The sequence below is a fragment of the Nitrospira sp. genome, from assembly GCA_030653545.1.
Taxonomy (GTDB): domain Bacteria; phylum Nitrospirota; class Nitrospiria; order Nitrospirales; family Nitrospiraceae; genus Nitrospira_D.
In genome coordinates, this window is record JAURZE010000005.1 from 50288 (window position 1) to 73765 (window position 23478).

The following is a 23478-nucleotide window of genomic DNA, read 5'->3' on the forward strand; positions in this document are numbered from 1 at the left end:
CTGGCACCTCCGCTCTGTGTGTAGGCCGCAGCTGCGGCGATCCTTGTTATGCCTGGGATGACGCCAACTGCTTCGCGGCGTCTTTCTTTTCTTTTGCCTTCGCAGCGAGTTCCGCGATGAGTTCCTTGGCCGGCTCGCTCATGTATTCCTTGTAGGCGAAGCGCTCGCTCGGCTTCTCCGCGTCGCGCATTTCTTGTAGTCCCTCCTGGCTGTCCTTGCCGATTTCGAGAATGCAGGGCGTATACAGCTGCACGTAGGTGGGGCCGATCTCGCGCGCCACGAGCACGGCGTTCCGGATCACTTTCTCTACCAGGGAGGGTTTGCTCACCGTACAGTTCACGACGTAGTGGCACCCGGCCTCCCGGGCAATTTCAGGGAGCCGCACCTTGTCGAAACTCTTGCCCATCGGAGCCATTTTGGCCACGAAGCCTTTTTGCATGAGCCCGCTTTCCTGACCGCCGGTATTGGCATACAACTCATTGTCGAAACAGATCGTGGTGAATTTCTCCTGGCGGAACCACGCCTGCAAGGTCATGTCGAGTCCGATGTCCACGGTAGCGCCGTCGCCGGCCAGCACGACCACATCCTTGATTCGTCCTGGAAAACGGACGGTCAACGCCCGCTTCAGGCCTGATGCCACGGCATTTTGATTGCCGAACAGCGAATGAATGTTGTGGAGCGCGACATGAGGAAAGACAAGACTGGTGCAGCCGGTCGATCCGACCATGACGGTATCTTCGGGATTGGGGAGCGAGGCTAAAATGTAACGAAACGCCATGGACTCAGGACAACCGGCGCAGAGCGAGTGCTGCTCAATGAGTTCCTTGGCCGTGCCGATATCCTTCCACCCCCGGTCTTCCTTGCCGTAGGTGGCCTTGGTGACAAGGTCCTGATATTCGGGCGGCATGATGTCGTAGAGGTCGGGTGAAATGGTGATGCGTTCTTTGCTCATGTATATCTCCTCTCAGCCTTGCTGAATTTCAATGTTTGACGTTGAGGCACACTGCCTCTATGCGCTGAATGAACTGCCGCATCCGCACGTCGTTTTCGCTTGCGGATTCTTGATCGCAAAACCTGAGCCCTGCACGCTATCCGTATAATCGACTTCGCAACCGTTCAGCAGCGGGGCGCTTTGGGAATCCATGATGACTTTCACATCGCCCATTTCCACGACGGTGTCGTCCTCGCTCATCTTGGACTCGAACGCCATCCCGTACTGATAGCCGTGGCAACCTCCGCCTTTCACGTAGACGCGCAGGCCGATCGTATCCTGCTCTTCCCGCATCAGTTCACGAATCTTTTCTTCAGCCGTTGAGGTCACTGTAATCATGGCGGTATCTCCTCTACTGATGTGTGAAGCCTGCGCAATGCCTCTTACGAAGCGCGCGTAGAAGTCCCGTTCAACGCCGGACGCCGAAGAGCGCTTCCGGTTACGGAGAAACTCGACAAAAGGGAGTGAAAGAACCGCTGGCGTAGGAAGCGGCGGAGACCGGAGAATCAGTCGCGCAGAGCAGAGTGCGGGAGCGCGAGGGATGGGACAGTCAGCGGGGCTTGAGACGTCACTAAATTCACTCTGGGCGCAAATGAAGTCGTAGTCAAGCGCTATTAAGGGTAAGGTCACGCCGGTGATTCAGCGATTGTCCTGAGGTATTGGCCGGGGAATCCGGTGGGGCCGTTGTGTGAGCGTTCTGGTTTGCCGGGGGAAGGCAGGTTTTCGGTGAAGGCGGCCTGCCGATCAGCTACGACCGGGTTGGCCTGCGAGCTGTTGGAGTGTGCCGTCCAGTCGTTCTCGATGAGGAGAGGCGAGCGACGGGAACTCAATTCCAATTCCATGGGCCCCGGCCCAGCGGATGGTGGCGCGCTGGATTAGTACGGGAACTGGTTCGTCACTGAGGTAGAGGAGTAGATCCACTCGTGTGCCGGCAACGACCTGTACGGAACTTTCGAGCCGGCACCCTTTGCGTGAGAGATCCACCGAGTTTGTAATCGTATGGGGATGGTTCTGATAGACCAGCGTGCCGGAGAATGGCGCATGGTAGCGGGGGTGTTGTCGTAGCACCATAGGTTACCTCGTACTCGGTCGTGGTTCGATGCGGTGGATCTTTTGACCGGGTTGGTGCAGGTGCGATGCCTGAGCTGAATCGTGCGAGGTCGCGTATTTCCCGTCTTTTGCGCTGAAAGGCTCTGTAGAGGACGAGATTCGCCGTTCTTTGCTGTGCGTCAGTGAAGGGGCGGGGCCACACTGAGATGGCCTACGGCGATCAGGAGACTGGTAGTGTCGTTCGTTGGCGATCACAGGGCCTGAGATGATGGATGAGAAGTTTTTCCGAGCTTTTGCCGCGGAGTGGATCGATGCCTGGAACGCTCACGATTTGGATCGGGTGTTGGTACATTATGCGGACGACTTAGAGATGCGGTCTCCGCTCATCGTCACGATTGCCGGTGAGCCGAGCGGGTGTCTCAAAGGGAAAGCGGCGGTGCGGGCTTACTGGAGGAAGGGACTGCAGCTCCTCCCGGACTTGCATTTTCAGTTGGTCTCAATTCTGGCCGGGGTGCAGGGGCTCACGCTGATGTATCGTGGCCATCGTGGTCTGGTGGCCGAGGTGTTTCGATTCAGCCCGGATCGAACAGTGGTCGAGGTGAGTGCGCACTATCTTTTGCCAGACTGGCTTGCGGAGGCTGGAAGAGGGGCTGAGTTCACAATGAAAGCGGGCTGATCCTTCCGGACCAGCCCGCTGTAAGGTTGACGGATATGTGGGAAGCGGCGGGGCGCTATTGGATGGAATTGGCGAAGCCGCCCTGCGTCAGCTCCGCGCGAATCTTATCTCCCACTCTTTTGTCCCCGCTGATCTTCTTGGTGTCTTTGCCGACAAAGACGCGGATTTCGTTGGAGTTGGCTCCTCCCCCGATCGCATTGTAGGCAGGACCTTCGACCACGTAGATGTTGCCTTCAATTTTTCTGACCTTCCCGTCGATGGTCGTAAATGCCGGACCTGGTTTAGTATCCAGCTCCTGGGTCTTCGGGTTGGATGAGGGAGCGTACTCGGCTTCCGCCCATGCCAGGCCGGCGCTCACGGATCCTGTGATTCCGATAGCCAGAGCCAGTGCCATTGTTGATTTCATGCCAATCGTTTTCATCTGATCTCCTCCTTGGTGTCTGCCAGGGGCACGTGAAAGACTCGTTTGTTTTTCGGTCGTTCCCGGCCTTCGATGAGTTTTTCAGCAAGCATTATGCCGAGGCCTACGGCAGGAGATTTCAGATGTTTTGGAGGGGATTTTACGACAACCCGGCGCTTGAACGGCTAGGTATCTCCACGCAGACTGACAAAACATTGTCTCTCCGTGCAATTGTGGGCGGACACCCATGCTCCCCATCAACGGTAATCGTGGGAATGTTTTTCGGAGCGAGATGCCGAATGCAGAATTGAAGGTCGGCATATGGGCTAGGGGACTTCTGCACGGACCTAGGCGATGGACGGCCGGGGCAACTCTCGTTGCATTGCGGCAGCGGCGTCCTGATAATGAGTGAATGATGCTGAGCCCATATCTGACCATATGCGACGAGAGGTATTGAATGTCTTCTGTGTCTCTGGCCCTACTCATTTTTGGCGTGTGCTATCTCGTCATCATCACCGAGCGGATTCACAAGACGATCGTCGCGCTGTTCGGAGCAGCGGTCATGATTGGGCTGGGGGTGATGTCGCAAGACGAGGCGTTCTACTCTCATGAGTTTGGCGTCGATTACAATGTCGTGTTTCTGCTGATCGGGATGATGGTGATCGTCAACATTGTCCGAGAAACCGGTCTCTTCGAGGTCTTGGCGATTTGGGCCGCGCAGCGGGCGGATGCAAGGCCGTTTCGTCTCCTGGTGTTGTTGTCGCTTTTGACTGCCGGGCTTTCGGCGATGCTCGATAACGTGACGACTGTCTTGCTCATGGCGCCGGTCACGCTGTCCATTACCAAGCGGCTGGCGCTCAATCCTATTGCCTTCCTGGTGACCGAGGCGCTGGCGTCCAATATCGGCGGGACGGCAACGCTTGTCGGCGATCCGCCGAATATCATGATTGCGAGCAAGGCCGAATTCGGGTATCTCGATTTTTTGCTGATTTTGGGGCCAGTGGTCATACTTATCATGGCCGTTTTCCTGCTTTCCATCTGGGGTATCTTCGGGCGTAAAATGACCGTGGCACCCCATCTTCGAACCGCCGTGCTGGCGTTGAACTCCGGGGATGCCGTGTCGGATCGACCCTTCATGCACCGCTGTCTCTGGCTATTGGGAATCGTGAATGCGGGCTTCTGTCTGCATTCGCTTATTCATCTTGAGCCGGCGACGATCGCTCTCCTGGGGGCGAGCCTCTTCATGTTACTTGGACATGCGAGGCGGGCCCCCGAGGATATCGAGGACTTGTCGTATCTCACGGACGTTGAGTGGAAAACCATCTTCTTTTTCATCGGCTTGTTTATTCTGGTCGGTGGATTGGTCAAGGTTGGCGTGATTCGCTACCTGGCCGATCAGTTGGTGGCGGTGACGCAGGGAAATCTTGGGGGAGCCACTATGGCGGTGCTGTGGGGCTCGGCTCTGCTTTCGGCCGCGGTGGATAACATTCCCTATGTTGCCGCGATGAATCCGCTGATTGTGGATCTTGCGCGATCCTTACACCCGGAAATTACCGACTATGCCACGTTGGTGCATCAGCCGGATATCATTCCTCTCTGGTGGGCGCTCGCGCTCGGCGCCTGTTTGGGGGGGAATGGCACGATTATCGGTGCGAGTGCCAATGTGGTGATCGTGGATATCGCCCGCAAAGCGGGGTATCACATCTCCTTCTGGCAGTTTTTTAAATTTGGATTTCCTGTCATGATCGGATCAATCCTCATGAGCTCCGTCTATCTATGGTTCCTCTTCCTGCGTTGACCGGTTGCTGCTGCATAGGACGGGAACGTCCATTGAATTATGATGAGGAGTTAGTCGGCGTGGGTTCTGACGTCCTGTCCGGCAAGATAACGTGAAGTTGAAAGGCATCGAACGAGTATGTCTTCTGGAAGAGCGTGATCGCCGAATTTCACCGTGAGCCGTAAGAATCTGACGCCGGTGGCCTAGCCTCTCGTATCTATCAAAGAGCAGCGTCTGACTCTGGATGCGGCCCGCCGCATCCAGAGCAAACACCGGTCTTTCATCAGCCGAGAAGTCTCACCAGATTGAGTCCCGGTGATAGTCCGGGCTCTATTGAGCTATTCTGACCAGGCCTTCATTCGCCCGTACGCCAGTTCCGGAACATCGTTCGTGCGTAACTCTCGCTGACCGATGTCAGCCGGAAGCGCCCGTGCTCGGGCTACGGGTACTTCCAGGCAGGGCAGCGCGGTTGGTTCAAAGTGCTCACGCCGCAGTTCGTTCCCGGTTCTGCTTCGATAGACGAGTTCGTCGGTGTCTAGATCGTATTCAGGGATCTCCGGATTTTCCCATCGCTGCTCAAAGTAATGCGTGTAGAGCGTGTAGAGCCCGTGGGTCTTTCGATTGTGCCGCAGTACATATTCCGGCATGGTCTCGATATCAAGGTCTGCGTGGTAGTGCTGGAGCCACAAATAGTCACCCAGAACAACCATTTTGACCAGAGGCGGATCGGCATATAGCTTGAGCTTCACAACTTTGCCCATCGCCTTCAGGCGTTTGAGCAGCGTGATGCTTTGCCGGACTTCCTCGCGGAATCCGTCCAGGGTAAATTCAGGATGGCCGATAGCCTGGATGCGAGCACTGGCCTCCTCGCTGTATGGATTGACCAGGAGGATTTGTGCGCCCAGACACTTGTCGAGCACCGAAGAGAGGTCCCCTACCTGGTCGACCAGAGTGCTGTACCCGCTTGACCCGATCACCTTGATGGTGCGGCCCGTCCCCTGATCTTCTTTGAGTTGTCTGATACGTCGTTCCGCGCCTCGGGCACGCCGGGGGAAGAAGGAGACGAGCCCGGCTCCGGTCGCGTACGCCGCCAGGGTTCGGTCGCGAAGGCTCCGATGGAGAAAGTTCAGTCCTGCGATCAGGAGCACGGCGACCGACATTTCTACGGCGATCAGCGAGAGCTTGTTGTGCTCGACCTGAGACCAGAAGGAGAGAAACTGTTTGGCTCCCGCTGGCAGCAGGAGGGCGATGCCTCCGCTCAGCGCAACAATTGTAATGTGGTAAGCGCTCCCCGCGGCATTGCGAAGGAGAGCTCGAAACGTGGACGAGAATTCATGAAACAAAATGCACCTCTTGAAAATGTGACAACAAACCACGCGACGGTGTCGGACTGGTCTTGCGAGCGATGGGTGTGAGGCCAACGGGGACTGCTCAGCAGATGCAGGACGGTCTTGTGCGGGCAAACAAAAATCGCGTCAGACTTCGGTGTGCCGGGGGATACTGCGGCCTCTAAACTCCGGAGGTCTTACGCGATCAAGTGTCACCCTAACAGGATGTTGGCGGTAACACAAGGTGTATCGTGATGCTGGGCGGGATCTTGTGCGTGGGGCCGGCGGCGTCGAATGAACGCTGATGCGGTCACCGAGACATCGCCGGAAGATGATGAGTTATTTGCGTGAAGTCTCACGCGGCGCAGTCGACTTCATGAGACTGTCGGCTTGTGGCGGTAGAAATCCTTGGTATCCCTCGTGTCGTTCGGCCAGTTCCAGCACCGAGAAGGGATGGCCATCGACCATTTCAGGCGATGAGAAAATCTGCCGGAGTGAGTCTCCGCGTGCCCCGACGATGTGTCCGGCGAATAGGATGCCTCTTTTGTTGAGTTGCCGGACGGCTTTCTCGATATCCTCCACGCGAACCGCGATATGGTGAAAGACCTGGTCGCCGAAGTTCTGAACCCATCCGGGAATAATGCTGGTTCGTCCGCGGTCGCCCGCATAGGCTTGATCCACAAAGAGCGCAGGGTAGCCGGATTTCCGATAGACTTTGGCGTACCAGTCGTCGTACTCCAGCGTTTCGTCGTAGGCATATCCGAGGGCGATGAATGGCTCGGCCCGGCGATCGATATCGAGCGTCCGCAAGGTCACATGATCGATCACGGGCGTGAGGCCGACTCCCGCCTCGTCGAGCATGGCTTGCAGCGTTTTTCCGGCCTGATTGTGCAGGACGAATTCCCCCACCATGCGCACCATGAGTCCATCGAGTTCCCGATTCTGATCCATCATGGTCTCCCTTCTCTCCCGGAGTTGCAGCCGTCAGCTATTCAGCCGAACGTGATGCCCTGCGCGAGCGGCAGATCCGTGCCCCAATTCACCGTGTTGGTCTGACGGCGCATGTAGGCTTTCCAAGCGTCTGAGCCGGCTTCCCGTCCGCCTCCCGTTTCCTTCTCGCCGCCGAATGCCCCGCCGATTTCCGCACCGGATGTGCCGATGTTGACGTTGGCAATTCCGCAATCGCTGCCCGCCGAGGACAGAAACCGCTCACTGTGCTGCAGTCTTGTGGTGAACAGGGCCGATGAGAGGCCCTGCGGCACATCGTTCTGGAGCCGGATGGCTTCGTCGATCGTACGGAACGTCATGACATAAAGGATCGGGGCGAAGGTCTCACGCTGGACCACGGGCCAGTGGTTCTGTGCGAGTACGATCGTCGGTTCGACGAAATGTCCCGGCCGCTGCAGCACCTGTCCGCCGTAGAGAATCTTGCCACCTTCCTTTTTAATCTCGTCGATGGCGGCACGGAAGGTGTCGACTGCGGCCTGATCAATCAGCGGGCCCATCAGGACGTCAGGCTCCAGGGGGTTGCCTATGCGAATGTGCGCATAGGCGTTCACGAGTGCGGCCGTTACCGCCTCATAGCAAGATTCGTGGACGAGCAGGCGTCTGGTTGTTGTGCAGCGCTGGCCGGCGGTGCCTACGGCTCCGAAGAGAATGGCGCGCACGGCGATATTAAGGTCTGCGGTCTCATCGATGATGATGGCGTTGTTACCGCTGAGTTCGAGCAGCGCCCGCCCCAATCGGCTGCCGACGGTTGATGCGATCCGGCGGCCGACCGCCGCGGATCCTGTGAACGAGATGAGAGGCAGGCGCGAGTCCTGGACCATGGTCTCGGCCAGGCTGGATTGATCCGTGACGAAGAGCGAGAACACGCCGTGACAGCCCTGCTGCTGCATCGCACGATTGCAGATCTGTTGAACCGCGATTGCGCAGAGCGGAGCCTTGGGGGATGGTTTCCAGATGACGGTATCTCCGGCGATCGCGGCCAGGAAGGCGTTCCATGCCCAGACGGCAACGGGGAAATTGAAGGCGGTAATCACCCCAACGGGGCCGAGAGGGTGCCACTGTTCGGACATGCGATGCGCCGGCCGTTCGGAGTGCATCATCGTCCCATAGAGCATGCGCGATTGCCCGACTGCGAAATCGGCCATGTCGATCATCTCCTGAACTTCGCCGTCTCCTTCAGCTTTGATCTTGCCGACTTCCAGAGCGATCAAGGTGCCGAGGTCATCCTTCCTCTCTCTGAGTGCCTGGCCGATGAGTCTCACGAGTTCCCCGCGTTTCGGTGCCGGGACCATTTTCCATGATTGGAATACATCAACCGATACTTTTGATATACTGCTGTAATCATCTGATGAGCATGGTATTACTCTGGATATCATTTCTCCTGTTGCCGGGTTAATCGATGGCAATAAAGGCTTGCCGGATTGACTGGACCACCACCCTGAACCAGTGCTTCCGCCAGGGTTGATCGCTTGAATACCAAGCTCCTTGAGGGCGGTTTGGATTGTGCTCATCGGAAGCATGCTCCAAAGTCGTTGGCGAGGAAGTTCTTCAGCGAAATAGATTCCTGTGTGACAAAGCCATGGTAATGGGTTGGATCGCGCAGGACGAGGTCCAGCACCGTGCAGAGGCTGGAAGCGGTCGTGACTTGAATTGCCGACCAGAGCCTGCCCTTGATGCATTGAGGGTAAACCTTCTTGACGTAGTTCTCTTCAAAGAATCCCCCCTCTTTGGTCCCGGTGACCGAGGCGTAGATCAGGACGACATCCTGGAGCGTTTGCGGAACGGCGTGCTCCAGTACTCGCTTGAGCGTGTCCCTGTCTTCGTTTAGCTTCAGGTCCTTCATCAGGAGATGGATCTTTTCGCAATGCCCCGGATAGCGCAACGTCTTGTAATTCATCGTCTGCACTTGCCCGGCATATGTATCTGCCAGCGTGCCCAATCCTCCGGATGTGTTGAAGGCCTCGTAGAGTAGCCCATCCAGCTCGATGGTCTCGTAACCCTCCAGCGGCTGGAGCGGGACTTTCTCGCCCCCTTCGATGCCGTAGCACAGGTTGCCGTATTCATTGATCAGGCCATCGGTCGACCAGGTCAGCGAGTATTTCAGCGCATTGCTGGGATGGACCGGCAGCGCGCCGACGCGCATCTTCACGGTATCCAGCTTCTGGAAATGCGTCATGAGGTCGTGCGTCACAATGCTGATGAACCCCGGCGCCAGGCCGCACTGCGGCAGGAAGGCTTGGGAGGCGCCGGCGCTCAACACGCGAATCTGGCTGGTCACCTCGATGTCTTCGGTCAGATCGAAGTAATGGACGCCGTGAGTCAGGGCCAGCCCCGCCACGGTGGGGTTACAGAAATAGGGGAGACTGGAGACGATCGCATCGACGGGATGCATCGAGAGGTACGTGCTGACCATGTCCGGGTGGCGGACGTCGAGGAGGCAGGGAGTCACTCGCTCAAGTTTGAGATCCGCGACGAGGCGGCTCGCTCCGTCCAGATTTACATCGCCGAGATGCACCTCGTAACGGCCGTGTTGAGAGAGCAGGCCTACAATGAGCGAACCGATCTTTCCTGCACCGAGGACCAGTACTCGATACATAATGCGCCTCTCGTATTCTCAGTATACTCCTCTCCGGGACATTCACCAGCCGTCCAGTCTTGACAGGTGAAGGGTGGCCCTAGTACCGTTTCGCGTTTTTTGAGGTGTTCATGACGATTGCGCAAGGAACTATTCATGGAATCATTCTCGGTCGAGCCCACGTCGTCTTCTGCTCCGTTTTCCCATTCTGTCGAGGATCGGCCCGTCTGGCTGAGTGTTGACCTTCGATTCGTCATTGCGACAGTCATCGTCTTCAGTGCGGTGGTGGCGACCACGATTCGATTCAGCCACGAGGTGTTTGACCCGCTGGCCGATGCGCTGAAGATTCAAGGGTGGGCCGCGATTATCGCGCGTCCCAGTCTTCTCTGGTTTACGATGGGTATGGCGCTCATCGTCATTCGGACGTTGCTCTGGGTGCGGTATCATCCGGTGGCCGCGGTCTCTCATGATGAGGCGCCGCGGATGTCGATTATTATTCCCGCGTATAACGAAGGGGCGATGGTGCGGAAGGCGGTGGACGCCTGCGCGCGGGCCGAATATCCAAGAGGGCGTCTGGAAATCATTGTGATCACGACGGCAGCACAGATGACACCTGGAGGCACGTGGACGCGGCGCAACGGGGGCGCCCTGACCTTGTGCAGACGATCCGGCTTCCGGTGAATGCCGGGAAACGGGCCGCGCTCGCGGCCGGGTTTGCCAGGGCGACTGGGGAGATTCTCGTCACGGTCGATTCCGACAGTCTGGTCGAACGAGGCGCACTGCTGGCGATCGCCGGCCCGTTCCGGAATGAACGTGTCGGTGCGGTGGCGGGCAAGGTCTGTGTGCTGAACCGGTTTCAGTCGGTCCTGCCGCGTATGTTGCACGTTCGGTTTGTGCTCTCGTTCGATTTTCTGCGCAGCGTGCAATCGACCTACGGCACCGTCTATTGCTGCCCGGGGGCCTTGTCAGCCTATCGTGCGTCGGTCGTGCATGCCCTGGTTCCTGCCTGGGTGCATCAGCGGTTTCTCGGCGAGGTGTGTACGATCGGCGAGGATCGGGCGTTGACGAACGATGTGCTGGCCGCCGGCTATCGGGCGGTGTACCAGCGTACCGCCGTGGTGCAGACGCTGGCGCCGGAGACCTATCGGAAACTGTGTCGGATGTTCCTGCGGTGGGACCGCAGCTATATTCGGGAGGAAATACGGCTCTGGAAGATTATGTGGACACTGCCGTTCCCGGCGATGGCCTTGACGTTGATCGAGACGACGGTCACAAATCTCCGGTATCCGGTCGCCTATAGTTCGCTGGGATTGATGCTCTATTTAAGTGTGCAGGATCCGCTGACCGTCGTCCGTTTGTTGATCTCCATCGGCATCGTATCCATTTTTTATTCGCTCTATTTCCTCCATAGCGAACGTTCCCGCGAATTCTTCTATGGCGTTCTCTATGCCTATTTTCATTTCGTGAGCCTTCTGTGGATTTTCCCCTACGCGCTAGTGACGGTGCGAAATCGTTCCTGGATGACTCGCTAGGTCTGGCCCATGTCAGCCCGTCTTGTTGGCCGGTGAGTCGAATGCACGACTCCCGCCAGTTGTTCATTCCCATCAGCCAGGGGGATCGGTATACTAGCCGCCAGTGTTGTCGCGCACAGGGCCAATATGAAACGGGGAGGGAAAGAATGGAATATCGAAAAGGTTGGGTCAGTGTCGGCCTGATGGTGCTGCTGCTCTGCGTGTTGGGTGGGGTTGGTGGAGCCGTGTCGTCCGTTTGTGCCGACGAACCGGTTGTCGACCTGAATAGTCCTGAGGCGATCCGCCATACGCTCGAGCAGCAGGCGGGCAAGCGAGTAAAGCTGAAACTTCAATCCGGACAGGAGTTGGAAGGCAAAATCTCCAAGGTCGGATCCCATGTCGTTGTCGTCAGCGAGCTCAGCGGGATGGAGTTTTTCGATGCGACGGTGCGGGTCGATCAAGTCGCCGCAGTCATCGTCCGGGTTCGCACGAAGTAGGCGTGCTGTCCAGGAGCCTGCTGGGCGGTTCGCCGGTTCTCGAATGTCCTGATGATGGAGGCTGAGTCTTGCGGCTTAGCCTAGCCGAGCCCGACCATGGGGGGTGGTGAGATCCTGATCGGGACCGACCGGGACGATGCGAGTAGGGTTGATGTCGTCATGCGTGACGTAGTAGTGCCGCTTGATATGGTCGAAATTGACGGTCTCGGCGATGCCGTCAGTTTGGTAGAGATCCTTGAGATAGCCGAAGAGATTCGGATAGTCGATGATGCGACGAATGTTGCATTTGAAGTGGCCGTGATAGACCGCATCGAACCGGACCAGGGTGACGAACAGCCGCCAGTCGGATTCGACGAATTCCGAGCCGAAGAGATAACGTTGATGCGCCAGCCGCGCATCGAGGCTATCCAGCGCATCGAACAGCCGATGCACCGCTTTCTCATAAGCCTGCTGTGATGTCGCGAATCCTGCCCGGTAGACCCCATCATTGACGTTCTCATACAGAAAGGAATTGAGATCGTCGATCTCTTTGCGAAGACCTTCCGGATAGATATCGATCGGGCTCTCGGTGAAGCGATTGAACTCGCTATTGAAGATACGCATGAGATCGTCGTCGGAGTTGGTGACGATGCGGGTGGTCGCCCGGTCCCACAAAGCCGGCACGGTAATGCGTCCGATGTAGTGCGGATCGGTGGCCTTGTAGGCCTCGCTCAAAAAGTGAAATCCATTGACGGGGTCGAGTGAATGACCCGGGCCTTCGCGAAAGGCCCAGCCCCTCTCGTCGCGAATCGGGTCGACGGCGGTCAGCCCGATAATCCCCTCCAGGCGTTTGAGCTTCCGTACGATGATGGTGCGGTGTGCCCAGGGGCAGGCCCAGGATACATAGAGATGGTAACGGCCGGCTTCGGCTGGATAGCCGGAACTTCCGGTGGAGGTCACGTAGTGGCGAAAGGCATCCGCCTGACGGGTGAACTCGCCTTCACCGGTTTGCTCATCGGGAAACTGTGCCTGGATTGTCACGTCGCATCCGCTCCTGGTCGGTCGGAAAGTTACTAGTTCCATTATCGCATAGGTCTGTCTTCCTGGGGCAGGTTTCTAAGCTCTTGCCTGCTGGTCGGAGAGCGGTTGCAGCTAAGGGCGACGTTCAGTAGAGTACAAGAACGTGAGGGCTGAACCAAATCGTTCAGCGAGGCTCCGGTTTGAGGCCGGGGAGAGCGGAGAGCAGGGAGATGAATGTGAATCGCAGGATGCTTGTGTCGGCGGGGTTGTTAGTTTGGTACGTTGCGGTGTCCGTATGGATGGCGCAGGCGCCGGCCGACCCCCAGTTCTGGTTGATCGCGAGTATTCTGCCGGCGCTGTTTGTCGTCGTGCTGATCGCGACCTACCGCCACCTGCCCATGTCACCCGCTTCCTATGGCCTCATCACCGCGTTTCTCACGCTGCATACCATCGGCGTTCACTATACCTACGCGGAAGTGCCGGTCGGGTTGTGGATGGATCAAGTCCTGCACCTCGGACGCAATCATTTCGATCGGATCGTGCATTTCAGTTTCGGGTTTCTGCTCGCCTATCCCATGGAAGAGGTGTTTCGGCTGAGTGCGACTGTGCAGGGGTGGGTAGTGTACTATCTTCCGGTTATGACCGTCCTTGGGCTGAGCGGACTCTGGGAAATTGTTGAATCATGGGTAGCCAGCGCCGTGCATCCCGAGTTGGGCGTGACCTACTTGGGTTCGCAGGGGGACATCTGGGACGCCCAGAAGGACATGGCCGCGGCGCTCTACGGAGCCCTGCTTTGCGTGTCGATCCTTATGGTGGTTCGGGCGCTGAGAGGAGCCCGGTCCGAGCTTCAAACCGAGATAGCTGAATAATCTCCATATGAACGCCGGGGTGACAGGGCTGCACGGCGCGGAATCAAGAAACTGCCATCTCCTTCTTGGGTTGGTGCTTGCCTACGGTGTGTTCTGGATTTGGTTGGCGATCGATCCACTGAACCGCAGGGACTGGCTGCTGGAAAATCTGCTGGTGTTTGCCCTCATTCCGCTGTTGCTCCTCACGTATCGCCGCTTTGAGTTCTCCCTCACGTCCTACTGTCTGATCGGTTTGTTCTTGGTGCTCCACGCCTTCGGCGCCCACTACACCTATGCCGAGGTGCCGCTGGGGTTTTGGCTCAAAGATCTCTGGGCCTTGAGTCGCAATCCGTTCGATCGCATCGCGCATTTTGCGTACGGCGCGTTGCTGGTGTTTCCCATTCGTGAATTGCTCGTGCGTCAGACCGGCTTGCGGGGTTGGTGGGCCTATGCATTGCCGGTCTGCGTCGTGCTGGCGCAGAGCGGTTTCTTCGAAGTGCTGGAAGCGATCGTGGCGACAATCGTCAGTCCCGAATTGGGGAATATCTATCTCGGAACCCAGGGAGATGAGTGGGATGCCCAACATGACATGGCGGCGGCCCTGGGCGGCTCGGTCCTGACTATGTGTATCGTGTTCGCGTTGCCCATGGCTTTCAAGCCCAAGCCGCATCCGTTACCCCAGTGATCCGCTTCAGCTTTTTCGCAGACGCTGGGGCATTTCACCACGGTCCGTAATTCCTCCCCGTAGCATAATGCCTCGCGATCTTCTTCGATTCACGCGAAACCGCGGGTATTTTCAGGCACATCTCATGCTGGTTCTAGTCAAAGGAGACCTATGAGAATGTTTCAGTCGATGGCGGGTGGCGCAGGAAGAGGCGGGGCGTGTGCGAACTGCGGCAGAGGCTGTCGAGGGTTGTCTACGTTCGGATTAATTGTGGTGTTGAGCGCTGCCGTTGTGGCTTGCGAGAAGCCGTCCGATCGGACGGTTGAGGTCAAGACAGCGGTGGCAGACGCCCTGCCGGCTGTGCTTCGTCTCACACCAGAAGAACTTGCGAGGAGCGTCATCGAGGTCTCCCCTGTCGGCCGGGGGCAGTTGCGCGTGCCGCGGGAGTTTACCGCGACCGTTCAATCCAATGAAAACGAACTGGCCGAGGTCACCACGCTAATTCGTGGGCGGGTCGTAAAAGTGTATGTGGATGTCGGACAGGATGTGAAGAAAGATGCGCTGCTGGCCCTGCTCCACAGTACCGATCTCGGTGTGACGGAAGGGGCCTATCTGAAAGCGGTGGCGCAGCTGCACGAGGCGGAGCTGGCCTACGAACGTGCCAGGGATTTGCATGAGCACAAGGCGGTGAGTCTGGCCGAACTGCAGCGGCGCGAAGCGGAGATGAAGACGGCGCAGGCCGACGCCCGGGAGGCGCAGAACCGTCTGGAGCTGCTCGGCGTCCCGGCGGAGGAGCTAGGCCGTCTGCATCGCGAACGCACGATCAAGGCCGATGTCCCTCTCCGCGCACCGTTCGACGGGCGGGTGATCATGCGCAACATCACGCGCGGCGAGGTCGTGGAGACGATGCAGAAGCTCTTCACCGTGGCCGATCTCTCGGACGTCTGGGTTGTCGGGAAGGTGCCGGAAAAGGACGTGCGGTTCATCCATCGCGAGCAGGTTGTCGAGGTGCGGGCGACATCGTACCCAGGCCAGGTCTTTTCCGGCACGATTACCTACATCAGTGACGTGTTGGATCCCGCGACGCGTACCATGCAATTGCGCGTCACGGTCCCGAATCCGAAGAAGCTGCTGAAGCCGGAAATGTATGCAACGGTGCGCGTCTATGCGGAGCCGGAACCGGAGGCCATGTTGGTGCCAGTCGCGGCAGTGCAACGGAGCAGTGAACCCTCTTATGTGTTCGTGCAACTGGATGGGGGGAGGTTCGAGAAGCGCCCGGTCGTCCTCGGCCCGGAAACCGACCAGGTTGTCGCGGTGCTGAGCGGCCTGCGCGAGGGCGAGCTGATCGTTACTGCCGGTACCTTCGTACTCAAGTCCGAATTCGAGAAATCTCTGATTGAGCCTGCGCAATGATCGACGCGCTGATCGCCTTTTCGCTCCGACGATGGCCGCTCATTTTGATCCTGACCGGCCTGCTGGCCACGGCCGGTGCGGTGGCGTTAGGTGAGTTGCCGATTGACGCATTTCCGGATGTCACCAACATCCAGGTGCAGATCTTAACCGAGGGGCCGGGCCTGTCTCCGATCGAGGTCGAGCGGTTCATCACCATCCCGCTCGAGTTGCAGATGACCGGCCTGCCCGACCACACCGAAATCCGCTCGTTGTCGAAATTCGCCCTCTCTCAGATCACGGTGGTGTTCAAAGATCATGTAGACCTCTTACGCGCCCGCCAGCTCGTTCTTGAGCGACTACTCGAAGCGAAAGCGATCTTGCCTCCCGGAGTGGAACCGGTCATGGCGCCAGTGACGACTGGCCTCGGTGAAATCTATCAGTATTACTTGGACAGTCCGTTGGTGAACGCGGAGGATCCCGAAGCGCTTGAGGCCGCATTGACGGACCAACGGGTTCTGCAGGATTGGGTGCTTCGACCGCTTATTAGGACGGTGCCCGGCGTCATCGATGTGAATGCGCTGGGTGGGTTCGTCAAGCAGTATCAGGTGATTGTCGAGCCGGCCAAGCTGCGGAAGTACAATTTGACGTTGGCTCAGGTGTTCGAGGCGGTCGCGCAGAACAATGCCAACGCCGGCGGCAATGTCGTGGATCGACACGGCGAACGGGCGATCGTGCGCGGGTTGGGGCTGGTGCGGAGCATTGCCGATATTGAGGACATTGTGGTGAAAGAGATCGGTGGCACGCCCGTGTATGTGCGCAACCTAGGGGAGGTGCGTATTGGCCACGCGATCCGCCACGGCGCCGCGGTCCTCAACGGCGAGCGGGAAGTCGTGGCCGGCATCGTTCTCATGTACCGCGGGGCCAATGCACGACAGGTTGTGGAGGCCGTCAAGGCCAAGGTGGAAGCGATCCATCGCGGAGGCATCCTACCGGGAGGGCTAAAACTGATCCCCTTCTACGACCGGTCCGAATTGGTGACGGCGGCCCTGGACACGGTCCGCCAGGCCCTGCTGGCGGGGATTCTCCTGGTGGGTCTGGTTCTGTTCGCCACGATCGGGAACGTTCGCAGCGCGCTCATCGTGACGGCGACCCTGATCCTCACGCCGCTGTTCACGTTTCGGATTATGCAGGACCTCGGCCTCTCGGCCAATCTCATGTCGCTGGGCGGGTTGGCGATCGCGATCGGTATGGTCGTCGACGCCTCGATTGTGGTCGTGGAGAATGTGTATCGCCATCTCTCCGAGCCGGGTCCCTCTTCGACGGTGCGCGGGGATCTGGTACTGCAGGCCGCGAAGGAAGTGGCGCGCCCGATCGCCTTCGCGTTGCTCATCATTATCGTGGTGTTTCTGCCGCTGGTGACCTTGGAAGGCATGGAAGGCAGGCTGTTCGCGCCCTTGGCCTACACAGTCATGATCGCCTTGCTGGTGTCGCTCGCGCTGTCTCTGACGGTGACGCCGGTCCTTTGCGCCCTGGGACTCACCGGCGGGGAGCAACAGGAGGCGCTCCTGATACGGTGGGTAAAGACGGCGTATGAGCCGTTGCTCCGATGGGCGCTCACCCATCGGCGGCTGGTGCTGGCCGGCGCCCTCCTTCTGCTGGGTGTGGCGCTGGTGTTCGTGCCGTACCTGGGTCGAGAGTTTGTGCCCGTACTGGAGGAAGGGGCGCTGACGCCGATGATCATCCGGCTGCCCAGGGTGTCGCTCCCCGAATCCATCGAATTGGAGAAACGCGCCTTGCAGGCTTTGAGAGAATTTCCAGAGGTCCGCCTCGCGGTTGGAAAAATCGGTCGGTCGGAGATCGGGAATGAACCGCAAGAGGCCAATGAAAGCGATCCGGTCGTCCTGCTGCACCCGCGTGACACCTGGACGACGGCCCGGACAAAGGCCGATCTGGTCGAGGCGATGCGCCGACGGCTTGCCGAAATCCCCGGCATGTCTTTTCTGATGAGCCAACCCATCCAGCAGCGTGTGGACGAGTTGATCTCGGGAGTCAGGACGGAGTTCGCCATTAAGTTGTTCGGAGATGATTTGGATGTCTTGAAGGAACGGGCGGATCAAATCGCCGCCATCATGAGAACGGTCGAAGGGGTGAAAGATCTGCGTGTGGAGCAGATCGCGGGGCAGCCGTACCTCACCGTCGATATCGATCGCCACAAGATCGCACGCTACGGGATCAACGTGGCGGATATTCGCACGATCATCGAAACCGCGATCGGCGGCAAACCCGCGACGACGGTGTATGAAAATGAGCGACGATTTGAGCTCATTCTACGGTTTCCCGAGGAGCACCGGAGCACCGTGCGCCAGATCGGCGAGATTCTGGTCAACTCGGCTGTCGGCGCGCCGATTCCGCTCAGTGAGTTGGCGACGGTGGAGATGCGCGAGGGGCCGGCGCGGATCAGTCGCGAACAGGTGCGCCGGCGGATCTTCATCGGTTTCAACGTGGTGGGCCGCGATCCCGGCAGCATCGTTGAGGAGGGGCAGCGCAAGCTCGCGGAGCGTCTCCAGTTGCCGTCCGGCTACACCATCACCTGGGGCGGCGCGTTCGAGCAGATGGAACGCGCGATGGCGCGTCTCCGGATCGTCGTGCCGGTCACGATCGGCATAATCGGGCTATTGCTGGTCCTCGCCTTCAACTCCCTGCGCTCGGCGGCGCTGATCTTGTCGAACCTCCCCTTTGCGCTGATCGGCGGCGTGTTTGGATTGTGGCTGACGGGGCAATACCTGAGTGTCCCGGCAGCGGTCGGGTTTATCGCGCTGTTCGGCGTCGCGGTCGAAAACGGGATCGTCCTGGTTTCCACCATCAACGGGATGCGGCAGGCGGGGTTCACCAGCGAAGACGCGATCCGCCAAGGGTGTCTCCAGCGCCTGCGTCCGGTCATGATGACGACGCTGACCACACTGTTGGGGTTAGCGCCTCTGGCTCTCGCGCAAGGGATTGGTGCGGACGTGCAACGGCCGCTCGCGACGGTCGTGATCGGCGGCCTCGTGAGTTCGACCGTGCTCACCCTGATGGTGCTGCCCGCGCTCTATCAATGGTTCGAGAAGCGCGACAGGTAGTCGGTGGAGGATGATGCGTATGCACACACCCAGTGATCTTCCTGACACCCTTTCAGAAGCCGTCTTCGCTGTCGCGCGCCGCGCGCCCGAGCGGATTGCCATGCAAATCAAACAGGAACACGCTTATCGGCAGTGTACCTATCAGCAGCTCGTCGAACAGGTTGAAGAACTTGCCGCCGCCTTGATGTGTCACGATCTCCGCCGAGGAGACCGTGTGGCCATCGTCGCAGAGAACCGGCCCGAGTGGGTGATCGCGTATCTCGGGATTGTGGCTGCGGGTGGTACGGCGGTTCCTCTCGACATCCAACTGAGCAGCGGAGACCTTGCACGGCTCCTGGCGCGGTCCGACGCCCGGCTGGCCTTTGTCAGCGCGACAACCTGGCCGCTGCTGAAGAATACCGGGTTACCGGTGACCGTGATCGCGTTCGATCCTCTTCACGATGCCGGCTGCTCCGTTCTCGACGAATGGGTGCGAGCGGGTCGAGCCGGAGGCGCGGAGAAGCCGACGCTCTCGCCCGAGGACGTCGCCTCGCTCCTGTATACCTCTGGCACAACCGGCGAACCCAAGGGCGTCCGCCTGACCCATCGCAACCTCCTATCCAATGCGACGGCCGTGATGGCGTCGGGGTCGGCCGGCGCCGACGATCGTTTTCTGGCCATCCTGCCGCTCCACCATGCCTACCCCTTCATGGTCTCCTGTCTGGTGCCGCTGCTGCTCGGCGCCGGACTGACGTTTGCGCAGACGTTGAAGGGCCCGGAACTGGCGCAATGTCTTCGGGAATCCCGCATCACCGTGCTGGTCGGGGTTCCGCAAGTCTTCGCGATGATCCGCCGCGCCATCTTTGAGGCTATCGGCCGCCGGCCCCGTGTGGTGCGCGCGGCAGTTTTGCTGTTGCTTGCTCTGTCGGGATGGATACGGCGGCGCGTCCAGGTAAATCTCGGCCGCCGGCTCTTTGCCACGGTGCGTCATCAAGTCGGTCCATCGTTGCGCTTGCTCGTGAGCGGCGGGGCGCGGCTCGATCCGGAGGTGGCCGAGGATTTCTCTCGCCTTGGTTTCACCCTGTTGGAAGGCTATGGTTTGACCGAGACTGCGCCGGTCGTCACCTCCAACCCCCTCGCGAAACCGAAGATCGGCTCGGTGGGTATTCCCATTCCCGGCGTGGAGGTGCGGATCGTCAATCCCGATGCCGCTGGTGTCGGGGAGGTGACCGTCAAGGGCCCGAACGTGATGCAGGGGTACGACGCGAATTTGCAGGCCACGGCCGACGCGATCCGGGATGGCTGGTTTCACACAGGGGATCTTGGCTGCCTCGATGAGGAAGGCTATCTCTCTATCACCGGGCGGGCCAAGGAGCTGATTGTCACGGCGGGAGGCAAGAACATCGTTCCGGGGGAGCTGGAAGGCCACTACCAACGCAGTCCGGCGATCCGTGAACTCTGCGTCGTGGGCGTAGCCAGGGCTGGTGAAGGCGGGGAGGGTCTGCATGCGGTGGTGGTGCCGAACTTCGACTATATCAAAACGCTTCAGGTTGTGGACATCCGTCAACTTGTGAAGGACGAACTGACGAGAATCGGGCTGACGCTGCCGCCCTACAAGCGGATCAGCGGGCTGACCATTATCACGACGCCGCTGCCGCGCACGCGGCTGGAAAAAATTCAGCGCTACCGGGTGGCCGCCATGGTCAAGGCTGCCGGCGAAGCGGCGGGACTCGTTCAACCGCTTTCTGCGGCAGACCAGGCTCTCATGGAGACGAAGGCGGCCGACCGTATCGTGCACGCGCTCCAGCGGTTCGTGGAGAAGGAGAGACGCATCGTGCCGGGCGCTCACCTGGATCTCGATCTGGGGTTCGATTCGCTGCGGCGCGTGGAACTGCTGTCGGCGCTCGAACAGTCGTTCGGCCGGCTGCCGGATTCGCTCGTCCATGAGGTCATGACGGTCCGCGAGTTGATCGAGCGGGTCAGCCCCCTGATGCCCAACGAGGCGGGTGCCGGGCGAGGCGCCCAATCCTGGAACGACCTCCTGAAGGTCGAGCCGCCAGGTGAACTTAGAGACAGGCTGCTGACACCGGCGGCCTGGTCTCACCGGTTGATCGCCTCCTTGGTGCGGACGGTGCTGCGCCTGGTGTTCCAGGTGGGTTTTCGCCTTCGCATGACCGGAGCGGACCATCTGCCGCTGAACGGGCCGTTTCTGCTGGCGGCCAATCACACGAGTTACCTTGATCCGTTCGTCATCCTGGCTGCGGCCCCTGCGACGGTGTTCGAGCGACTCTATTCGATCGGTTTGCAGACATATTTTCGCGGCGCCCTCATGCAATGGGTTGCTCGCGTGGCCCGTGTGATCCCGGTGGGCCTGGAGGCGTCGCTCGTGTCGGCGCTCCAAGCTGCCGCCCTTGTCCTGCGACAGGGCCAAGGCCTGTTGGTTTTTCCTGAAGGGCAGCGCTCCGTCGATGGAACCCTCAAGCCCTTTCGTCCCGGCATCGGCATCCTCGCCTGTGAACTCGGCGTCCCGGTGATTCCGATCTGGATCGACGGAGCCTTTCAGGCTTGGCCGGTCGGGCCCTGGTGGCCTCGTCCCCATCCGGTCTCACTCGTGGTCGGCCGGCCCGTCATCGTGACGCCGGCGATGATCGAGGAATGGCGGCGTCAGGGGCGCAATCCCTATGAGGCGGCGACTCAGGCGATTCGCGACGCCATCGTGGCGCTGACGCCGGAGACGAATGTACACGCAATGAACAGCAAAGGACAGAGGGAGGCTGGATGAGGCATTGTCCATTACTTGGAATGCTTGTGGCTCTGGGGACCTGGATGCTCTGTCAGAGCGTGATCGCTGTAGAGCTTAGCCAACCGACTGTTGTCGCCCCCGATGTCCGTGAGCAGCTTGAAGTCACTGTCCGGACGCTAGCCGAGACCATCGGCCCCCGGAGCTATCGAGATACCGCAAGTCTGGCCTCGGCTGCCGACTTCATCACGCAGTCGTTTCAAGCGGGCGGCTATACGGTTACGTTTCAGCCCTACGAGGTGAAGGGGCAGATGTATCGCAACATCATCGCGGAACGGCGAGGGACGGAGGAGCCCGACCGGGTCCTCATCGTCGGCGCCCATTACGACACAGTGGAAGGGACACCCGGCGCCGATGATAATGCCAGCGGCGTCGCCGTGCTGCTGGAGCTGGCGCGCCTGCATGCGGAGACGCGCTTTCGGAAAACGGTGCGCTTTGTCGCGTTCACCTTGGAAGAGCCGCCGTTTTTTCGGAGTCGGCAGATGGGCAGCCGCGTCTACGCCCGCAGTCTGAAAGAACGAGGGGAGCAGGTTGAGGGGATGCTCTGCCTGGAAATGGTCGGGTATTATTCGCAGGAGAAAGACAGTCAGTCGTTTCCGTTGTTCTGGTTGCGGTGGCGCTATCCGACCACGGGCAACTTCATCACGGTCGTGAGCAACTCGGCCTCGGAGGCACTCCAGATGCGAGTTCGAGATGCGCTGAAAGCCAATATGACCTTGCCGGTTGAGACGTTTACCGGGCCTTGGTGGATTCCCGGGGTGGATCTCTCGGATCATGGGTCTTTCTGGAAGGAAGGGTATCCGGCGGTCATGCTCACGGATACGGCGTTTTACCGGAACCCGCATTATCACCGGGATACTGATAGGCCGGACACGTTGGACTACAGCGCGATGGCTGAGTTGGTGAAAGGGATAGCCGAGGCTCTGGGAGCGTTGGACCGCTCATCTGGGGGCGAGGGTTGAGGGGTTTTAGATTTCGGTCTAGAGAGAGTCGAATATCTACCATGAGACATCTTGAGCTGGGACTGAGGTAGTAACCACCAGATCGGTCGTCTTGTATTTTTCCACCAATCCAATATCTCTAAGAGTCTGCCCGACATCAGAGGGCATGAAAACTTCGCCGCATGCGTTTGGAGATTTGGAATGTGCGTTTGTATCTGTCTCTCCGAGTCGCAGCTGTCCCTTGTGCGGTGTTCTGCCCCCGTACAGTTTCTTCGCTGGGGCTAAATGTCCCTCTTGTCTCATGGTGAGCACACCGAGTTACGTGAAACATCAGGAAAGTCTCCTCCCGGTTGCTGCGGAGCCTGTAAGGCATTGCTCTTGCTGCCGTTCATTGTGCATGTCTGTCGGCGGCTCGTTCATATAATGGCCTCAGATCAAAGTGAATGTGGTTGCGGTGGCAGGGTGTTGTGTATGAGGCTCGACCAATAGGAGAGAGGGATAAGACCGATGGAATTGTCCAAGGAGCGTGACGGTTGGCTCGCCGCATTCTTCCGCGAGGTGATCAGCATGCCGCGCCGGCATGGGCTCGTGTTTCTGGTCGCGACGGTGCTGCTCGTCGTCGTGGAAGTCGAGTTGGTCGAGGGGTGGCATCTGGTCCATCTCGTGGAACTCATCGGTGTGATAGTTGTTTTGTATCTCCTATGGGCGGCCTGGCGTGTGAGTCGCAGAAGAAATCGAACCTTGAAGGTTGATCGCTGAGAGCTGAGGGGGCACAATGCCTCTGGGAGAGTCGGAAGCAGCCAGGCCGGCCAAACGGCAGCAACTCAGGCGGCGAAGCGGGACAACAAGGTCAGGCTCATCGAGCGCAGGGAAGGGGGGCGGCTGCATCCATAGCCGGACGATCCGGAGTACATCGTGGCGTG

21 protein-coding genes are annotated in these 23478 nt (G+C 59.2%); 12 read left to right on the top strand and 9 right to left on the bottom strand.

Translation table 11 applies throughout. The features are described from left to right. Positions 1-46: 46 nt before the first annotated feature. The 3 genes from Q7U39_00640 to Q7U39_00650 all read right to left on the bottom strand — a co-directional run bounded on the left by Q7U39_00640 (position 47) and on the right by Q7U39_00650 (position 2062). Complete coding sequence (locus Q7U39_00640; GenBank protein ID MDO9116436.1) at positions 47-952, bottom strand: thiamine pyrophosphate-dependent enzyme; 906 nt, start codon at positions 950-952, stop codon at positions 47-49. 57 nt (positions 953-1009) lie between these two features. Then, complete coding sequence (erpA, locus tag Q7U39_00645) at positions 1010-1330, bottom strand: iron-sulfur cluster insertion protein ErpA (protein ID MDO9116437.1); 321 nt, start codon at positions 1328-1330, stop codon at positions 1010-1012. Positions 1331-1735: 405 nt separating this feature from the next. Beyond that, positions 1736-2062 carry a PilZ domain-containing protein gene (locus Q7U39_00650; protein MDO9116438.1) on the bottom strand — a complete coding sequence of 109 codons (327 nt, stop codon included), beginning with the start codon at positions 2060-2062 and terminating at the stop codon, positions 1736-1738. 244 nt (positions 2063-2306) lie between these two features. Here Q7U39_00650 and Q7U39_00655 point away from each other — a divergent pair, with 244 nt between their 5' ends. Beyond that, complete coding sequence (locus Q7U39_00655) at positions 2307-2717, top strand: nuclear transport factor 2 family protein (protein MDO9116439.1); 411 nt, start codon at positions 2307-2309, stop codon at positions 2715-2717. A gap of 55 nt (positions 2718-2772) precedes the next feature. On the opposite strand, the gene Q7U39_00660 is transcribed toward Q7U39_00655, so the two are convergent. Next, positions 2773-3138 (bottom strand): hypothetical protein, encoded by a 366-nt coding sequence (locus Q7U39_00660; protein ID MDO9116440.1) that lies wholly within the window; start codon positions 3136-3138, stop codon positions 2773-2775. 436 nt (positions 3139-3574) lie between these two features. Here Q7U39_00660 and Q7U39_00665 point away from each other — a divergent pair, with 436 nt between their 5' ends. Next, positions 3575-4915, top strand: a complete 1341-nt coding sequence (locus tag Q7U39_00665; GenBank protein MDO9116441.1) for an ArsB/NhaD family transporter — start codon at positions 3575-3577, stop codon at positions 4913-4915. Positions 4916-5232: 317 nt separating this feature from the next. Here the strand turns inward: Q7U39_00665 and Q7U39_00670 are convergent, their stop codons facing one another. The 4 genes from Q7U39_00670 to Q7U39_00685 form a co-directional block, all read right to left on the bottom strand. Beyond that, positions 5233-6237: a hypothetical protein gene (locus Q7U39_00670; protein ID MDO9116442.1), complete on the bottom strand. Its 1005-nt coding sequence runs from the start codon at positions 6235-6237 to the stop codon at positions 5233-5235. Between the two features lie 324 nt (positions 6238-6561). Continuing rightward, the gene (locus tag Q7U39_00675) at positions 6562-7176 is read right to left on the bottom strand and encodes a hypothetical protein (protein MDO9116443.1); all 615 of its coding nucleotides are present in this window, start codon (positions 7174-7176) and stop codon (positions 6562-6564) included. 38 nt (positions 7177-7214) lie between these two features. Continuing rightward, positions 7215-8741 (bottom strand): aldehyde dehydrogenase family protein, encoded by a 1527-nt coding sequence (locus Q7U39_00680; protein MDO9116444.1) that lies wholly within the window; start codon positions 8739-8741, stop codon positions 7215-7217. Beyond that, the gene (locus Q7U39_00685; GenBank protein MDO9116445.1) at positions 8738-9826 is read right to left on the bottom strand and encodes a saccharopine dehydrogenase C-terminal domain-containing protein; all 1089 of its coding nucleotides are present in this window, start codon (positions 9824-9826) and stop codon (positions 8738-8740) included. Before Q7U39_00685 ends, Q7U39_00680 begins: the two co-directional genes overlap by 4 nt. 135 nt (positions 9827-9961) lie before the next feature. Here Q7U39_00685 and Q7U39_00690 point away from each other — a divergent pair, with 135 nt between their 5' ends. The 3 genes from Q7U39_00690 (at position 9962) to Q7U39_00700 (ending at position 11813) form a co-directional block, all read left to right on the top strand. After that, a complete protein-coding gene (locus Q7U39_00690) occupies positions 9962-10486 on the top strand; it encodes a hypothetical protein (protein MDO9116446.1) in 525 nt (174 codons plus the stop codon). After that, positions 10429-11337: a glycosyltransferase gene (locus Q7U39_00695; GenBank protein ID MDO9116447.1), complete on the top strand. Its 909-nt coding sequence runs from the start codon at positions 10429-10431 to the stop codon at positions 11335-11337. Before Q7U39_00690 ends, Q7U39_00695 begins: the two co-directional genes overlap by 58 nt. A 146-nt stretch (positions 11338-11483) precedes the next feature. Continuing rightward, positions 11484-11813, top strand: coding sequence for a hypothetical protein (locus Q7U39_00700; protein MDO9116448.1), 330 nt, complete (start codon positions 11484-11486; stop codon positions 11811-11813). Between the two features lie 75 nt (positions 11814-11888). Here the strand turns inward: Q7U39_00700 and Q7U39_00705 are convergent, their stop codons facing one another. Then, positions 11889-12833 (bottom strand): glutathione S-transferase family protein, encoded by a 945-nt coding sequence (locus Q7U39_00705; protein MDO9116449.1) that lies wholly within the window; start codon positions 12831-12833, stop codon positions 11889-11891. A gap of 215 nt (positions 12834-13048) precedes the next feature. Here Q7U39_00705 and Q7U39_00710 point away from each other — a divergent pair, with 215 nt between their 5' ends. The 7 genes from Q7U39_00710 to Q7U39_00740 all read left to right on the top strand — a co-directional run bounded on the left by Q7U39_00710 (position 13049) and on the right by Q7U39_00740 (position 23314). Further along, positions 13049-13681, top strand: a complete 633-nt coding sequence (locus Q7U39_00710; protein MDO9116450.1) for a DUF2238 domain-containing protein — start codon at positions 13049-13051, stop codon at positions 13679-13681. A 7-nt stretch (positions 13682-13688) separates the two neighbouring features. Beyond that, positions 13689-14345 (top strand): DUF2238 domain-containing protein, encoded by a 657-nt coding sequence (locus Q7U39_00715; GenBank protein ID MDO9116451.1) that lies wholly within the window; start codon positions 13689-13691, stop codon positions 14343-14345. 150 nt (positions 14346-14495) lie between these two features. Then, a complete protein-coding gene (locus tag Q7U39_00720) occupies positions 14496-15737 on the top strand; it encodes an efflux RND transporter periplasmic adaptor subunit (protein MDO9116452.1) in 1242 nt (413 codons plus the stop codon). Beyond that, complete coding sequence (locus Q7U39_00725) at positions 15734-18835, top strand: CusA/CzcA family heavy metal efflux RND transporter (protein MDO9116453.1); 3102 nt, start codon at positions 15734-15736, stop codon at positions 18833-18835. Before Q7U39_00720 ends, Q7U39_00725 begins: the two co-directional genes overlap by 4 nt. A gap of 19 nt (positions 18836-18854) precedes the next feature. Continuing rightward, on the top strand, positions 18855-21596 hold the full coding sequence (locus Q7U39_00730) for an AMP-binding protein (protein MDO9116454.1): 2742 nt from the start codon (positions 18855-18857) through the stop codon (positions 21594-21596). Further along, positions 21593-22576: a M28 family peptidase gene (locus Q7U39_00735; GenBank protein MDO9116455.1), complete on the top strand. Its 984-nt coding sequence runs from the start codon at positions 21593-21595 to the stop codon at positions 22574-22576. Before Q7U39_00730 ends, Q7U39_00735 begins: the two co-directional genes overlap by 4 nt. A 486-nt stretch (positions 22577-23062) precedes the next feature. Then, the gene (locus Q7U39_00740) at positions 23063-23314 is read left to right on the top strand and encodes a hypothetical protein (protein ID MDO9116456.1); all 252 of its coding nucleotides are present in this window, start codon (positions 23063-23065) and stop codon (positions 23312-23314) included. The last annotated feature ends 164 nt before the right edge of the window (positions 23315-23478 follow it).

Bases quoted from the DNA above. Each gene is read 5' to 3' on its own strand.
- Q7U39_00640 (MDO9116436.1), bottom strand. From the start codon at position 952: ATGAGCAAAGAACGCATCACCATTTCACCCGACCTCTACGACATCATG.
- erpA (MDO9116437.1), bottom strand. From the start codon at position 1,330: ATGATTACAGTGACCTCAACGGCTGAAGAAAAGATTCGTGAACTGATG.
- Q7U39_00650 (MDO9116438.1), bottom strand. From the start codon at position 2,062: ATGGTGCTACGACAACACCCCCGCTACCATGCGCCATTCTCCGGCACG.
- Q7U39_00655 (MDO9116439.1), top strand. From the start codon at position 2,307: ATGATGGATGAGAAGTTTTTCCGAGCTTTTGCCGCGGAGTGGATCGAT.
- Q7U39_00660 (MDO9116440.1), bottom strand. From the start codon at position 3,138: ATGAAAACGATTGGCATGAAATCAACAATGGCACTGGCTCTGGCTATC.
- Q7U39_00665 (MDO9116441.1), top strand. From the start codon at position 3,575: ATGTCTTCTGTGTCTCTGGCCCTACTCATTTTTGGCGTGTGCTATCTC.
- Q7U39_00675 (MDO9116443.1), bottom strand. From the start codon at position 7,176: ATGATGGATCAGAATCGGGAACTCGATGGACTCATGGTGCGCATGGTG.
- Q7U39_00680 (MDO9116444.1), bottom strand. From the start codon at position 8,741: ATGAGCACAATCCAAACCGCCCTCAAGGAGCTTGGTATTCAAGCGATC.
- Q7U39_00685 (MDO9116445.1), bottom strand. From the start codon at position 9,826: ATGTATCGAGTACTGGTCCTCGGTGCAGGAAAGATCGGTTCGCTCATT.
- Q7U39_00690 (MDO9116446.1), top strand. From the start codon at position 9,962: ATGGAATCATTCTCGGTCGAGCCCACGTCGTCTTCTGCTCCGTTTTCC.
- Q7U39_00700 (MDO9116448.1), top strand. From the start codon at position 11,484: ATGGAATATCGAAAAGGTTGGGTCAGTGTCGGCCTGATGGTGCTGCTG.
- Q7U39_00715 (MDO9116451.1), top strand. From the start codon at position 13,689: ATGAACGCCGGGGTGACAGGGCTGCACGGCGCGGAATCAAGAAACTGC.
- Q7U39_00720 (MDO9116452.1), top strand. From the start codon at position 14,496: ATGAGAATGTTTCAGTCGATGGCGGGTGGCGCAGGAAGAGGCGGGGCG.
- Q7U39_00725 (MDO9116453.1), top strand. From the start codon at position 15,734: ATGATCGACGCGCTGATCGCCTTTTCGCTCCGACGATGGCCGCTCATT.
- Q7U39_00730 (MDO9116454.1), top strand. From the start codon at position 18,855: ATGCACACACCCAGTGATCTTCCTGACACCCTTTCAGAAGCCGTCTTC.
- Q7U39_00735 (MDO9116455.1), top strand. From the start codon at position 21,593: ATGAGGCATTGTCCATTACTTGGAATGCTTGTGGCTCTGGGGACCTGG.
- Q7U39_00740 (MDO9116456.1), top strand. From the start codon at position 23,063: ATGGAATTGTCCAAGGAGCGTGACGGTTGGCTCGCCGCATTCTTCCGC.